16 protein-coding genes are annotated in these 13333 nt (G+C 72.3%); 9 read left to right on the plus strand and 7 right to left on the minus strand.

All coding sequences use genetic code 11. From position 1 onward, the window contains the following. Positions 1-102: 102 nt before the first annotated feature. On the minus strand, positions 103-1464 hold the full coding sequence (locus tag AC07FJ_RS01425; RefSeq protein WP_479044081.1) for an FAD-dependent oxidoreductase: 1362 nt from the start codon (positions 1462-1464) through the stop codon (positions 103-105). Between the two features lie 173 nt (positions 1465-1637). Here AC07FJ_RS01425 and AC07FJ_RS01430 point away from each other — a divergent pair, with 173 nt between their 5' ends. Next, the gene (locus AC07FJ_RS01430; protein WP_479044083.1) at positions 1638-2429 is read left to right on the plus strand and encodes a hypothetical protein; all 792 of its coding nucleotides are present in this window, start codon (positions 1638-1640) and stop codon (positions 2427-2429) included. Between the two features lie 30 nt (positions 2430-2459). Here the strand turns inward: AC07FJ_RS01430 and AC07FJ_RS01435 are convergent, their stop codons facing one another. After that, entirely contained in the window at positions 2460-2744 is a 285-nt protein-coding gene (locus AC07FJ_RS01435; RefSeq protein ID WP_479044085.1) for a helix-turn-helix domain-containing protein, read from the minus strand. A gap of 50 nt (positions 2745-2794) precedes the next feature. Between AC07FJ_RS01435 and map the strand changes: the two genes are divergently transcribed. Then, on the plus strand, positions 2795-3562 hold the full coding sequence (map, locus tag AC07FJ_RS01440; protein ID WP_479044088.1) for a type I methionyl aminopeptidase: 768 nt from the start codon (positions 2795-2797) through the stop codon (positions 3560-3562). A 90-nt stretch (positions 3563-3652) separates the two neighbouring features. Here map and AC07FJ_RS01445 read toward each other — a convergent pair whose 3' ends face one another. Continuing rightward, positions 3653-4582: a LysR family transcriptional regulator gene (locus AC07FJ_RS01445; protein ID WP_479044090.1), complete on the minus strand. Its 930-nt coding sequence runs from the start codon at positions 4580-4582 to the stop codon at positions 3653-3655. Positions 4583-4671: 89 nt separating this feature from the next. Here AC07FJ_RS01445 and AC07FJ_RS01450 point away from each other — a divergent pair, with 89 nt between their 5' ends. The 7 genes from AC07FJ_RS01450 (at position 4672) to AC07FJ_RS01480 (ending at position 9915) form a co-directional block, all read left to right on the plus strand. After that, on the plus strand, positions 4672-5592 hold the full coding sequence (locus AC07FJ_RS01450) for a zinc-binding dehydrogenase (RefSeq protein WP_479044092.1): 921 nt from the start codon (positions 4672-4674) through the stop codon (positions 5590-5592). Then, the gene (locus AC07FJ_RS01455; RefSeq protein ID WP_479044094.1) at positions 5589-6593 is read left to right on the plus strand and encodes an alpha/beta hydrolase family protein; all 1005 of its coding nucleotides are present in this window, start codon (positions 5589-5591) and stop codon (positions 6591-6593) included. Before AC07FJ_RS01450 ends, AC07FJ_RS01455 begins: the two co-directional genes overlap by 4 nt. Continuing rightward, a complete protein-coding gene (locus AC07FJ_RS01460) occupies positions 6590-7336 on the plus strand; it encodes an SDR family NAD(P)-dependent oxidoreductase (protein ID WP_479044095.1) in 747 nt (248 codons plus the stop codon). The genes AC07FJ_RS01455 and AC07FJ_RS01460 overlap by 4 nt, the downstream gene beginning before the upstream one ends. Before the next feature lie 294 nt (positions 7337-7630). Continuing rightward, positions 7631-7846: a hypothetical protein gene (locus AC07FJ_RS01465; protein ID WP_479044098.1), complete on the plus strand. Its 216-nt coding sequence runs from the start codon at positions 7631-7633 to the stop codon at positions 7844-7846. A gap of 101 nt (positions 7847-7947) precedes the next feature. Continuing rightward, the gene (recO, locus tag AC07FJ_RS01470) at positions 7948-8694 is read left to right on the plus strand and encodes a DNA repair protein RecO (protein WP_468295901.1); all 747 of its coding nucleotides are present in this window, start codon (positions 7948-7950) and stop codon (positions 8692-8694) included. A 25-nt stretch (positions 8695-8719) separates the two neighbouring features. Then, entirely contained in the window at positions 8720-9580 is an 861-nt protein-coding gene (locus tag AC07FJ_RS01475) for an isoprenyl transferase (RefSeq protein ID WP_479044100.1), read from the plus strand. After that, positions 9577-9915: a hypothetical protein gene (locus tag AC07FJ_RS01480; RefSeq protein ID WP_479044103.1), complete on the plus strand. Its 339-nt coding sequence runs from the start codon at positions 9577-9579 to the stop codon at positions 9913-9915. Before AC07FJ_RS01475 ends, AC07FJ_RS01480 begins: the two co-directional genes overlap by 4 nt. A gap of 76 nt (positions 9916-9991) precedes the next feature. On the opposite strand, the gene AC07FJ_RS01485 is transcribed toward AC07FJ_RS01480, so the two are convergent. The 4 genes from AC07FJ_RS01485 to AC07FJ_RS01500 form a co-directional block, all read right to left on the minus strand. Then, complete coding sequence (locus AC07FJ_RS01485) at positions 9992-10417, minus strand: Fur family transcriptional regulator (protein WP_468295895.1); 426 nt, start codon at positions 10415-10417, stop codon at positions 9992-9994. A 91-nt stretch (positions 10418-10508) separates the two neighbouring features. After that, positions 10509-11411 (minus strand): metal ABC transporter permease, encoded by a 903-nt coding sequence (locus AC07FJ_RS01490; protein WP_479044106.1) that lies wholly within the window; start codon positions 11409-11411, stop codon positions 10509-10511. A gap of 2 nt (positions 11412-11413) precedes the next feature. Then, positions 11414-12190, minus strand: coding sequence for a metal ABC transporter ATP-binding protein (locus tag AC07FJ_RS01495; protein ID WP_479045221.1), 777 nt, complete (start codon positions 12188-12190; stop codon positions 11414-11416). A gap of 82 nt (positions 12191-12272) precedes the next feature. Then, a complete protein-coding gene (locus AC07FJ_RS01500; RefSeq protein ID WP_479044107.1) occupies positions 12273-13262 on the minus strand; it encodes a metal ABC transporter substrate-binding protein in 990 nt (329 codons plus the stop codon). Positions 13263-13333: the final 71 nt, after the last annotated feature.

The raw sequence follows: 13333 nt of genomic DNA on the forward strand, positions 1-13333 counted from the left end.
CCCACAGCGCTCTTCCCCCTCCCTCCCCTTCCCCCCCATTCCCCCCTCCCCCCCCCCCCCCCCCCCCCCCCCCCCCCCCCCCCCCCCTGCGGCACGTACGGCCTACTCGGCGCTCGCGCGCAGCATGCCCTCGCGCTCGACGATCTTCACGCGCTCGCGGCCCTCGGCCTCGCCCAGCGCGCGCTCGGCGGCGTCCAGCCGGTACCAGCCCTCCCACGTCGTGTACTCGATGCCCTTGCCGCGCAGGAAGTCCACGACGGCGTCCTCGCCCGGCGCCTCCGGGGTGAGCAGGCGGCCCTCGCGGTGGTCCTCCAGCAGGTTGGCGACCGTTTCGTTGGCGTCACCCTTGGTGTGGCCGATGAGGCCGATGGGGCCGCGGCGGATCCAGCCGGTGACGTACGTCGACGGCATCGGCGCGTCGCCCTGGACGACGCGGCCGCCCTCGTCCGGGACGGTGCCGGAGACGGCGTCCCACGGCAGCTTGGGCAGCTCGTCGGAGAGGTAGCCGACCGCGCGGTAGACCGCCTGGACGTCCCAGGTGGTGAACTCGCCCGTGCCCTTCACATTGCCCGTGCCGTCCAGCTCCGTGCGCTCGGTGCGCAGGCCGGTGACCTTGCCGTCCTCGCCGACGATCTCGGTCGGTGACTCGAAGAAGTGCAGGAACAGCTTGTGCGGCCGGTCGCCGATGTCGCGGATCGCCCAGTTCTCCAGCGTCTTGGCGACCATGTCGACCTGCTTGTTGGAGCGCCGGGCCTCGATCGAGCCGCCGTCGTAGTCGATGTCCTCGGGGTTGACGATGACCTCGATGTTCGGGGAGTGGTCCAGCTCCCGCAGCTCCATGGGGCTGAACTTCGCCTGCGCCGGGCCGCGGCGCCCGAAGACGTGGATCTCCTTGGCGCGGTTGGCCTTGAGGCCGTCGTAGACGTTCGGCGGGATCTCGGTCGGGAGCAGCTCGTCGGCGGTCTTGGCGAGGATGCGCGCCACGTCCAGCGCCACGTTGCCCACGCCGAGGACCGCGACCTTCTCGGCCTCCAGCGACCAGGTGCGCGGCACGTCCGGGTGGCCGTCGTACCAGGAGACGAAGTCTGCGGCGCCGTACGAGCCGTCGAGCCCGACGCCCGGGATGGCCAGCTCGCGGTCCGCCGTGGCGCCGGTCGAGAAGACCACCGCGTCGTAGAAGGCCCGCAGGTCGTCCAGGGTGATGTCGGAGGGGTAGTCGACGTTGCCGAAGAGACGTATCTGCGGCTTGTCGAGCACCTGGTGGAGGGCGGTGATGATGCCCTTGATCCGCGGGTGGTCCGGGGCGACGCCGTACCGGATCAGGCCGAACGGCGCCGGCATCCGCTCGAAGAGGTCGATGGAGACGCCCGGATCGGTGGCGGCCTCGGACTTCAGCAGCGCGTCCGCGGCGTAGATTCCGGCGGGGCCGGCGCCGACGATCGCGACCCGCAGGGGGCGAGGCATGAGGATTCCCTTCGAGCGGTGGGTGGTCTGAGCTGTGGCTTTCGTGACACCACTGCTCACCGCACTCTAAGTAAGGCTCACCTCACCTCGGTACCCGCCCCCCGCCTATGACCCCATAAGGCGGCCTTATGGGGTCTCTCGCCTCCGTGCATGAATCGCGCCACGCTGGAGGTATGAACGGTGGAGCGGGCTGGGGCGCCAGGCTGATGAACAGCTCCATCACCGGGATGTCCCCGTGGATGCTCTTCTCGCTGCTGGCGGGCCCCGGCCGGTACGTCCTGGCCGCCGCGCTCGCCGCCGCGGTGGCGCTCGCGCTCGTCCTCGTACGGCAACGGCCCGCCTTTCTCGAAGTGGCCGGGCTCGTCCTCTTCGCCGCCCTCACGGTCATCGGCATGATCGTCCTGCCGCCCACGCTGCGCTGGCTGGAGACGTACGCGGACGAGCTCGCCAACCTCACCCTCGTCGCCCTCGCGGCCGGCTCGCTCGCGGTGCGGGCGCCGCTGACGACTCCGTACGCGCGCCGGAAGGTGCCCCGGGAGTTCTGGCGCACACCGGACTTCCTGCGCACCAACGTCGTCATCACGGCGGCGTGGGGCCTCGCCTTCCTCGCCGCGGCCCTCGCGGGCGGGGTCGGCGACCTGCTGCTGCGCAACCCCGAGAACCTGTGGACCGGCTGGATCGTCCAGGTCTCGGCGCTCGTCACCGCCGCGCGCTTCACCGAGTGGTACCCCGCGGTGGTGCGCGCCCGCCTCGCCCCCGCGACCGAGCCGAGGCCGCGCGTGTCCAGCCTGCTGATGCCCTTCGTGGGGCTGCTGATCCCGATGGGCGTGCTCGTGCTGGTCTTCGGCGCGGCGCCGAGGTGGTTCGCGGTCGCGCTGATGGTGATCGGGGTGGTGCTGGCGCGGGCGCTCAGGGCGGAGGTCGTGATCGAGGAGCGGGAGGGCGAGCGGCACGAGCTGAAGTAGCGCGGGCGAACGCGCGCGCGGCGAGCGCGGTCAGGCCGAGAGCGCCTGCCGCTCGTCGCCCTCGCCCTCGTCGCCGTACGCGCACGCCACCACCAGCTCGTCCAGGGACAGCCCGAGCGCTTCCGCAAGCGCCGCCACCGTGAAGAAGGAGGGTGTCGGCGCCCGGCCCGTCTCGATCTTCCGCAGCGTCTCCGCGGACACCCCGGCCGCCGCCGCGATCTCCACCATGCTGCGGTCGCCGCGCGCTTCGCGCAGCAGCGCGCCGAACCGCTCTCCGCGCTGCCGTTCCCACGGGGTCAAGGGAGTTCTCACCATGTCCGTGATACTAATACCGGTATAAGAATGGGGAGAGGGGACACCGGAACATGGTCGAGATCAAGAGCGACGCGGCCCTGGACGCGATGCGGGAGGCCGGGCGCGTCGTGGCGCACGCCCTCGCCGCCGTACGGGAAGCGGCGGACATCGGGGTGTCCCTGCGGGAACTGGACGAGGCGGCCCGCGCGGTCCTCGCCGAGGCCGGCGCCCGCTCGCCCTTCCTCGGCTACCAGCCGTCCTTCGCGCCCACGCCGTTCCCGGCGGTCATCTGTACGTCGGTCAACGACGCCGTCGTCCACGGCGTGCCCACCGACTACCGCCTGCGCGACGGCGACCTCGTCAGCGTCGACTGCGGCGCGGTCCTCGACGGCTGGACCGGCGACGCCGCGATCAGCTTCACCGTCGGCACGCCCCGCCCCGCCGACGTGGCCCTCATCGACGCCACCCGGCGCGCCCTCGACGCCGGCATCGCCGCGGCCGTCCCGGGCAACCGCGTCGGCGACATCGGCCACGCCATCGGCGCCGTCGCCCGCGCGGCCCGCTGCGGCATGCCCGCGGACTTCGGCGGCCACGGCATCGGCCGCACCATGCACGAGGACCCGCACGTCCCCAACCGGGGCCGCCCGGGCCGCGGCTTCCCGCTGCGCCACGGCCTGGTCCTCGCCATCGAGCCGATGCTCATGGCCGGAGGCGGCGACGACTACCGCACCGGCGAGGACGGCTGGACCCTCCACACGACGGACGGCAGCCGCGCGGCGCACATCGAACACACGGTCGCCATCACGGACGCGGGACCGCGTGTCCTGACCCTGCCCTAGGGAGTGTCCGCAAAGTAGCGTCGTCCGCCCGCCGCGCAGGCGGGACTTTGCGGACATTCCCCAGGTCGCGTACTGCCGCGAACTACTCGATCAAAGCGGTGAAGGTCCCGGTTCGGGCAGCCAGTCGCGCGCCGGGTCGTACTCCAGCCATCGGCTTCGTCCGGCTTGCGCCGCGCAGGCGGCGGTGAGGTCGCGCAGCCCCGGGTGCCCGTCGCCGGTGCGCCACAGTAGCGACCAGGCGTACAGCGGCGTGGGGCTCACCAGGGGGACGGAGCGCACCCCGGGGACGTCCGGCAGGGGCACGTCGGCGGGCAGCAGCGAGAAGCGCCGCGGCCCTTCCGCCACCTCGGCGAGGAAGTGGGCGAGGCCCAGGTTGACGCTCGTGGCGCTGGTCCGGATGCCGAACCGGTTGGCGAACCGGCGGAGGAAGTCGAGCCGGTCCAGCTCCCCGGGTGCCCACAGCACGCTGCCGCTCAGCTGGTCGGGCCGCAGCGCTGGTTCGGCCGCGAGCGGATGGTCCGCGCCGAGTACGGCGTCCACCGGCTCGAGGCGGACGAGGCGGTGCGCCAGTCCGGGGTGCAGCGGGGGGTGGACCCGGCCGAAGGCCGCGTCGATGTCGCCGTGCAGCAGTGCCGCCGTCACCGACCGCAGATCCCGCCCGTGCCCCAACACCAGCTCTCCGGCCCGTCCGGCGACCTGGGCCAGCGTCCGCATCGGCGCGTAGAGGTGCCCCCAGACGTCCACATGCAGCGGACGGTCCGTCCCGACCGCCGCCGCGACCGCGGCGTCGGCCGCGGCCAAGGCCTGCCGGGCCGGTGAGAGGAAACGCCGTCCGGCATCGGTGAGGCGTACCCCGGTGCCGCCGCGCAGGAACAGCGCGGTGCCGAGCAGGGACTCCAGGCGCGCGACCCTCTTGGACAGCGCCTGCTGCGAGAGGGCGAGCGTCCCCGCCGCCCGCCCGAAATGCAGTTCCTCGGCGGCGCGCACGAAGGCACGTACCTGCGCCAGGTCGAGATCCATGGCCCTCACCATAGGCGACAACCGGAAGTTGTCGGCCTCGCCTGGTCGTTGTTGGATCGCGGGGCAGCCGCGGAGGTTGCATGCTCGGCATGCAGAGACTGATTGCCACGGGGGAAGCGGCGCGTCCGGTCGCCTTCGCCCAGGTCCCCCAGCCCATCCCGGAGCCCGGTGAGGCACTGGTCAAGGTGGAGGCGTTCGCACCGAACCGGGGCGAGACGTTCCTCCTCGAACGCCCTCGGCCGGGGCTGCTGCCCGGCAAGGACATCGCGGGACTCGTCGTCCAGGCGGCAGCCGACGGCTCGGGCCCCGGCATCGGCACCCGCGTGGTCGGGCATCCGGCGCAGGGCGGCTGGGCCGAGTACGCGGCCGTGCCCACGCACTCCCTCGCGGTGCTCCCGGACGGCATCGAAAGCTCGCGCGCGGCAGCCCTGCCCCTCGCCGGGATCACCGCTCTGCGGCTGCTGCGTACGGCCGGTTCGCTGGCCGGCAAGCGCGTGCTGCTGACCGGCGCCTCGGGCGGGGTCGGCCACTACGTCACCGAACTGGCCGTCGGGGCCGGAGCCGAGCTGACCGCGGTGACGGCCACGCCGGTGCGCGGCGAACGACTCGTGGAGCTGGGCGCGGAGGTGGTGCACGGGGTGGCGGCGGCACAAGGGCCGTTCGACGTGGTGCTGGAGTCCACGGGCGGGCCGGATCTCCCGGTGGCCCTCGCGAAGGTGCGCCCGGGCGGCACGCTCGTCTGGTTCGGCCAGGCGAGCCGTACCCCGGTGACCCTCGACTTCTTCCAGCTGCTCGGCGGGCCCGAACGCGTCACGATCCAGCACTTCCACTACGCCGGCGCTCCCTACGCCCCCGACCTCGCGGCACTGGTGCGCCTGGTGGAGCGCGACCGGCTGCACCCGGAGATCGGCCGGATCGCGGACTGGACGGAGACCGCCGACGTCCTGGTCGACCTGCGGGAGCGCCGGATACGCGGCAAGGCCGTCCTGCTGACGGGAGGAACACGGTGAAGGCCCCCGAGTTCGCCGCCGCCCAGTGGTCACGTGCCACCGGCGCGGGCGTCGACCCCCACGAGTACCGGCGCGTCACCGACGGCCTCGGCTCCGTCGCCGACTGGGGGCCGGCCTTCGTCCGCACCGGACACGCCTACCTCCGGCGCGCCGAGAACGCCGGATCACCCGCCTCCGCGGGGGAGCACCTCCTGACGGCGGCCCGCTGGTTCCACCTGGCCACGCTGGCACCGTACGCGGAGGCGGGCCGTGCCGCCGCCGAGGCGGACCGGGCCCTGAGCCGGGCGCTCGACGCGCTGGAGCCCACCGCGCGGCGCGTGAGCGGTGAGGGGTTCACCGGGTGGTTGCGCGGGCCCTCCGACGCCCCCGGCACCGTGGTCGTCGTCCCCGGCCTGGACTCGGCCAAGGAGGAGTTCCTCGGGCTGGTGTCCGCGCTGCTGGCCAGGGGCCTGGCGGTGTTCGCGATGGACGGCCCCGGGCAGGGCGTGCTCGCGGCCACCACCACCCTCAGGCCGGACTACGAGCAGGTCGTCGGCCGGGTCATCGACGCCCTCGGCGTCGCACGCATCGGACTCGTCGGCCTCAGCCTGGGCGGCTACTTCGCGGCCCGGACCTCGGCGCTGGAGCCGCGCGTTGCGGCGGTCGCGACCGTCAGCGGCCCCTTCCGGCTGGACTGGGAGCAACTGCCCCCGCCGGTGCGGGACATCATGGCCCGGCGCGCCGGAGGAGCCGATGCCGCCCGCGACTTCGCCCGCCAGGTCGCCCTCGCCGCCCTGGCGCCGCGCATCGCGGCCCCGCTCCTCGTCGTGGACGGAGGCGAGGATGTCATTCCCGGCGTGACGAACGGCGAGGCCCTGGCCCGCCTGGCGCCGCGCGGTAGATACCTGTCCGTCCCCCACGGTGACCACCTCCTCGGCAACGCACGGCCCGACTGGCTGCCGCGCCTCACGGACCACCTCGCCGACCACCTCACGCACACCCTGAGGGGAGCACCGGCATGAACCGCTTCACCGGGAAGACCGTCCTCATCACCGGTGGCACCAGCGGCATGGGCCTGGCGACCGCACACCGCCTCCTCGCCGAAGGCGCCCACGTCGTCGTCACCGGCCGCACCCGCGCCCGGGTGGACGCCGCCGTCCGGCAGCTCGGCCCCCGCGCCTCGGGGGTCGTCGCCGACACTGCGGACCTGGGCGCGGTGGACGCGCTGATGGAGACGGTCCGCGCCGGTCCCGGCCGCCTGGACTGCCTCTTCGCGAACGCGGGAACCGGCACCTTCCTGCCGTTCGAGGACATCACCGAGCCGGACTTCGACCACGGCGTCGACGTCAACCTCAAAGGGGTGTTCTTCACCGTCCAGAAGGCGCTGCCGCTCCTGGCGGACGGAGGCTCCATCGTCCTCAACGCCTCCTGGACCCTCCACCGGGGCAATGGCGTCCTCACCCTGTACTCGGCGACCAAGGCCGCCGTGCACAACCTGGCCCGGACCCTCGCCGCCGCGCTCGCCCCACGCGGCATCCGCGTCAACTCCATCAGCCCCGGGTACATCGACACCCCGATGTACCCCTACGCCGCACTGAGCGCGACGGAGGCAGCGGCGCTGACGGGCAGGATCGTCGCGGGCCGCTTCGGACGTCCGGAGGAGGTCGCGGCGGCCGTGGCCTTCCTCGCCTCGACCGACGCGTCCTACGTCAACGGCCAGGACCTGGTCGTCGACGGCGGCCTGGTCGGCGCCGTACCCGCCTGACGCCCTGGCGTTGGCCATGGATTAACTCCCTTGGAGTGGTGGGCCTTTGCCTCGGGGCCGCTTCTGCCGATGTAACGGATGGGCTGTCACCGCGAGGGCAGGAAGCGGGAAATAGACGGGGAAAGGACGGGGTTGGCGATGGAAGAAGTGAAGCGGCCGTCGATGGCGGGAACCGAGACCGCCGGGGCCATGGGACCGGCCATGGAAACGGCCATGGAAGCGGTGGTCGAATCGCGCGCGGCGCGAGGCGGCGCGTCGGCGGACCGCCGCGACGTCGGGGGAAGGGATCCGGGAATGAGCGTGCCCGTGGGGTCGTACGTCGTCGAGATCAGTACGGGGCGTGTGGGGCGCGTGATGGGGCACGAGGGCCCGTGCCTCCAGCTGAGACCGTACGGGGGCGGACGGGAGTGGGAGTGTCCCCCGGAGGAGGTGCGGCCCGCGACGGACGCGGAGCGGCTCAGCGCCGCGACCGCGTACGCGAACGCCCGCAGCCGCGGCGAGGTGCCGTGACCCCGCCGGTGTGACCGGCCGCCCATGAGACCCGGCCCCCGGGCCCCGGCCCGGGTCCGGCCCCGGGCCCGGCGCCCCGCCGCGTACGGGACAATGGCTCCATGACCCTGTTCCGCGACGACGGCATCGTGCTGCGCACCCAGAAGCTGGGCGAGGCGGATCGCATCATCACGATCCTCACGCGCGGCCACGGGCGCGTGCGCGCCGTCGCGCGCGGCGTACGGCGGACGAAGTCCAAGTTCGGGGCGCGGCTGGAGCCCTTCAGCCACGTGGACGTGCAGTTCTTCTCGCGAGGTAGCGAGCTCGTCGGGCGCGGGCTGCCGCTGTGCACGCAGAGCGAGACGATCGCCCCGTACGGCAGCGGCATCGTCACCGACTACGCCCGCTACACCGCCGGGACGGCCATGCTGGAGACCGCCGAGCGGTTCACGGACCACGAGGGCGAGCCCGCCGTGCAGCAGTACCTGCTGCTCATCGGCGGGCTGCGGACCCTCTCGCGCGGCGAGCACGCGCCGAACCTGATCCTCGACGCCTTCCTGCTCCGCTCCCTCGCCGTCAACGGCTACGCGCCGTCGTTCGAGGACTGCGCCCGGTGCGGACTCCCCGGGCCGAACCGATTCTTCTCGGTCGCCGCGGGCGGGGTCATCTGCGGCGACTGCCGGGTCCCCGGCAGCGTCGTACCCTCTGCGGAGGCCGTGGGCCTGCTCAGCGCGCTGCTGACCGGCGACTGGGAGACGGCGGACGCGTGCGAGCCGCGCCACGTCAGGGAGGGGAGCGGACTGGTGTCCGCGTATCTGCACTGGCATCTGGAGCGGGGGCTGCGCTCCCTCCGGTACGTGGAGAAGTGACAAGAGGAAGTAGGAGATGGAGCGCATGGCACGACGCGGATTCCTGGGCCGGTCCCGCCGCGACTACAAGGACCCCGAGCCGCACCCGTCGGGCGCGCGCCCGCCGAAGTTCCCCGGCGAGCTGGTGCCCAAGCACGTGGCGATCGTCATGGACGGCAACGGGCGCTGGGCGAAGGACCGCGGCCTGCCGCGCACCGAGGGCCACAAGGTCGGGGCCGAGCGGGTGCTGGACGTGCTCCAGGGGGCCATCGAGATGGGCGTCGACGCCATCTCCCTGTACGCCTTCTCCACCGAGAACTGGAAGCGCTCCCCGGACGAGGTGCGCTTCCTGATGAACTTCAACCGGGACTTCATCCGCAAGACCCGCGACCAGCTCGACGAGCTCGGCATCCGGGTCCGCTGGGTGGGCCGGATGCCCAAGCTGTGGAAGTCGGTGGCCCATGAGCTCCAGATCGCCCAGGAGCAGACCAAGGGCAACGACCGCCTCACGCTGTACTTCTGCATGAACTACGGCGGCCGCGCCGAGATCGCGGACGCGGCGCAGCGGATCGCCGAGGACGTCAAGGCGGGCAGGCTCGACCCGTCGAAGGTCAGCGAGAAGACGATCCAGAAGTACCTGTACTACCCGGACATGCCGGACGTGGACCTGTTCCTGCGGCCCAGCGGCGAGCAGCGCACCTCCAACTACCTGATCTGGCAGAGCGCGTACGCCGAGATGGTCTTCCAGGACGTGCTGTGGCCCGACTTCGACCGCCGCGACCTGTGGCGGGCCTGCCTGGAGTACGCCCAGCGCGACCGCCGCTTCGGCGGGGCCATCCCCAACGAGGAGCTGCTGGCGATGCAGGGCCGGCAGGACGAGGGCGACGAGCGGGGCCCGCAGGCGTGACCTGGGTGCACAGGATCGTCGCGCTCGCGCTGTACCTGTTCGCCCTGGTGGTGATGAGCTTCAGCTTCATGGGGACCGTCGAGATGGAGTCGTTCCCCGGGCTGCGGCAGAACGACACGTTCGCCGTGATCATCATGGGCGTCTTCGCGGTCGTGGTGGCCGGCGCCGCACTGGTGCTGGCGGGGTACCGCTCCCGCCTGGCCCAGGCCGCGACCGCCTGCGTGGTCCTGCTGCTGGCGTGGCGGGTGTACACGCTGGGGCCGGTGCTGCACTGCTGGAACCACAACAGCGTGGGACGCGGTGACGACGGGACGTACACCTGCTACGACCTCTGACCGGAACACGGCTGTGGCCCGCACCCCCGACTCGCGGGGTGCGGGCCACAGCCGTGTGCCTGGTCGTGTGCCGTGCTCAGTCGTTCTTCAGCGACGCCGCGCACTCCGTGCACGTGCCGAAGATCTCCACCGTGTGCGCCACGTTCACGAAGCCGTGCTCCGCCGCGATCGTCTCCGCCCACTGCTCGACCGCCGGGCCCTCGACCTCGACCGCCTTGCCGCAGACGCGGCACACCAGGTGGTGGTGGTGCTCGCCCGAGGAGCAGCGGCGGTAGACGGCCTCGCCGTCGCTGGTGCGCAGCACGTCCACCTCCCCCGCGTCGGCGAGTGACTGCAGGGTGCGGTAGACCGTCGTCAGGCCCACGGAGTCGCCGCGGTGCTTGAGCATGTCGTGCAGCTCCTGCGCGCTGCGGAACTCGTCCACCTCGTTCAGCGCCGCCGAAACGGCGGCTCGCTGTCGGGTCGACCGGCCGCGTACGCCGGTAGGTCCAGCCGTCGCCACAGGTGCCTCCTTAGCCTCGGCCCGCTCGGAAAGTCGTGAAGTCCGTCGGGCCATTCTGCCAGGCCGTCCCGCGGGGCCCGGCAGACCGTACTCAGCCCTTCGCCGCCTTGACGTCGTCCGCGGCGTCCGCGGGGGCGACGTCGAGGTCGCAGACCTCCGGCTCGGGGCGCTCCGCCGCCCGGGCGCGGCGCCTGGCCAGCGGGGCGGCCAGGGCGGTCAGGACCACGAACACCGCGATGGCCATCAGGACGATGGTCGCTCCCGGCGGCACGTCGTTGTAGTACGTCGTGACCGTGCCGGCCAGCGTCACGCCCGTACCGATGAGCACCGCCACCGCGAACGTCGTACGGAAGCTGCGCGACAGCTGCTGCGCCGCCGCCACGGGGACCACCATCAGCGCGCTGACCAGCAGCAGGCCGACCACCCGCATGGCGACCGTCACGGTCACGGCGGCGGTGATCGCGACCAGCAGGTTCAGCGTGCGCACCGGCAGGCCGGTGACCCGCGCGAACTCCTCGTCCTGGCTGATCGCGAACAGCTGGCGCCGCAGGCCCAGCGTGACCAGCAGCACGAAGGCCGCCAGCACGCACATCGCGACGACGTCCTCGTCCGAGACGGTCGACAGGGAGCCGAAGAGGTACGAGACGAGGTTGGCGTTCGAGCCGGTCGGGGAGAGGTTGATCAGCATGACGCCGCCGGCCATGCCGCCGTAGAAGAGCAGCGCCAGCGCGATGTCGCCGCGCGTGCGCCCGTACGTCCGGATCAGCTCCATCGTGACGGCGCCGGCGACCGCCACCAGCGTGGCCATCCACACCGGGTTCGCGGACATCAGGAAGCCGAGGCCGACGCCGGTCATGGCGACGTGGCCGATGCCGTCGCCCATCAGGGCCTGGCGGCGCTGCACCAGGTGGATGCCGACGGCGGGCGCGGTGATGCCGACCAGGACGGCCGCGAGGAGCGCCCGTTGCATGAAGGTGTCGTGCAGGAGGTCCATGATCAGGTCAGCAGTCCCGTGCGGAGCGGCTCGTCGGCCGCGTGCGGATGTACGTGGTCGTGGCCGGGCAGCGCGTGCTGGCCGACGGCCCGCGGCGGCGGTCCGTCGTGGACGACGCACCCGTCGCGCAGCACGACCGCGCGGTCGATCAGCGGCTCCAGCGGGCCCAGCTCGTGCAGCACGAGCAGCACGGTCGTACCGGCCGCGACCTGCTCGCGCAGGGTCGAGGCGAGCACCTCCTGGCTGGTCAGGTCGACGCCCGCCATCGGCTCGTCCATGATCAGCAGGTCGGGCTCGGAGGCGAGCGCCCGGGCGATCAGCACCCGCTGGTGCTGGCCGCCGGAGAGGGCGCCGACGGAGTCCTTGGCGCGGTCGGCGAGGCCCACGAGCGCGATGGCCCGCTCCACGGCCGCCTTGTCGGCCCTGGACGGCCACCTCAGCCTCGTACGCGACAGGCGGCCGGAGGAGACCACCTCGCGGACGGTGGCGGGCACACCGCTCGCGGCGGTCGTGCGCTGCGGTACGTAGCCGACGCGCGCCCAGTCGCGGAAGCGCTTCAGCTCCGTACCGAAGAGGGCGACGGACCCGCCGGTGAGCGGGACCTGGCCGATGACCGAGCGGACGGCGGTCGACTTGCCGGAGCCGTTCGCGCCGAGCAGGGCGACGACCTCACCGCGGTGGACGGTGAGGTCGACGCCGCGCAGCACGGGGCGGGCGCCCAGCGTGGCGGTGGCCGCGCGGACGGATATGACGGGCTCGGATATGACGGGCTCGGATATGACCGGGTCTACGACCGGCTCGGATACGGCGGGCTCGCTGCTCACGTCGCTGCCTCCGTTGCGTGCTTGACGTGCGGGGATGTCACTTGCTGCCGAGGGCCTTCCGCAGCGCGGCGAGGTTGGACTCCATCACCTCGATGTAGTCAGCGCCCTTGGACTTGTCCGTGATTCCCTCCAGCGGGTCCAGGACGTCCGTCGTGAGGCCGGCGTCCTTCGCGAGGGTCTTCGCGGTCTTGTCGCTGGCGAGCGTCTCGAAGAAGACGGTCGTGACCTTCTCCGCCTTCGCGACCTCGCGCAGCTCCTTGATCCGGGCGGGGCTCGGCTCGGACTCGGGGTCCATGCCGGAGATGCCCTCCTGGTCCAGCTTGTACCGCTCGGCGAGGTAGCCGAAGGCGGAGTGGGTGGTGATGAAGGTGCGGGTGGAGGTGTTCTTCAGGCCCTCGTCGAACTTCTTGTGCAGGGCGTCGAGCTTCTTCACCAGCTCGGCGGTGTTCTTCTTGTAGTCGGCGGCGTGAGCCGGGTCGGCCTTCTCCAGGGAGGCGCCGACGCCCTTGGCGACCTCGGCGTACTTCACCGGGTCCAGCCAGATGTGCGGGTCGGCTCCGGCCTCCTCGCCGTGGTGCTCTTCCTCGCCGTGGTGCTCTTCTTCGCCTTCGTGGCCGTGGTCGTGGCCGCCGGTGGAGGTGGAGTGCTCCTCCAGCTTGGTGAGGGTGGCCGCGTCGACCGTGTTCTCGACGCCCGCCTGCTGGATCGCGTCGTCGACCGCGGGCTGGATGCCCTTGAGGTACAGGATGTAGTCGGCCTGGCCGAGCTCGCGGACCTGGCTCGCCTTGAGCTCCAGGTCGTGCGGCTCGACGCCCGGCTTGGTGAGCGTGTTGACGGTGACGTGGTCGCCGCCTATCTGCTCGGCCAGGAACTGCATGGGGTAGAAGGACGCCACCACGTCCAGCTTGCCGCCCTTCTCCTTGCCCGCGGCGCCCGACGCGTCCGAGCAGGCGGACAGCGTGACCAGGCCCAGGATCACGGCTCCGGTGACGGCGGTGGTGGGTATGAGGCGGCGTCGTACGTTCATGGGATTCATTTTCATCAAAAGTGGAAACGATTGTCAACAAACGTGGTATGTGGCCCAGCCCACCCCCGATT

The sequence above is a fragment of the Streptomyces sp. NPDC045998 genome (assembly GCF_056430285.1).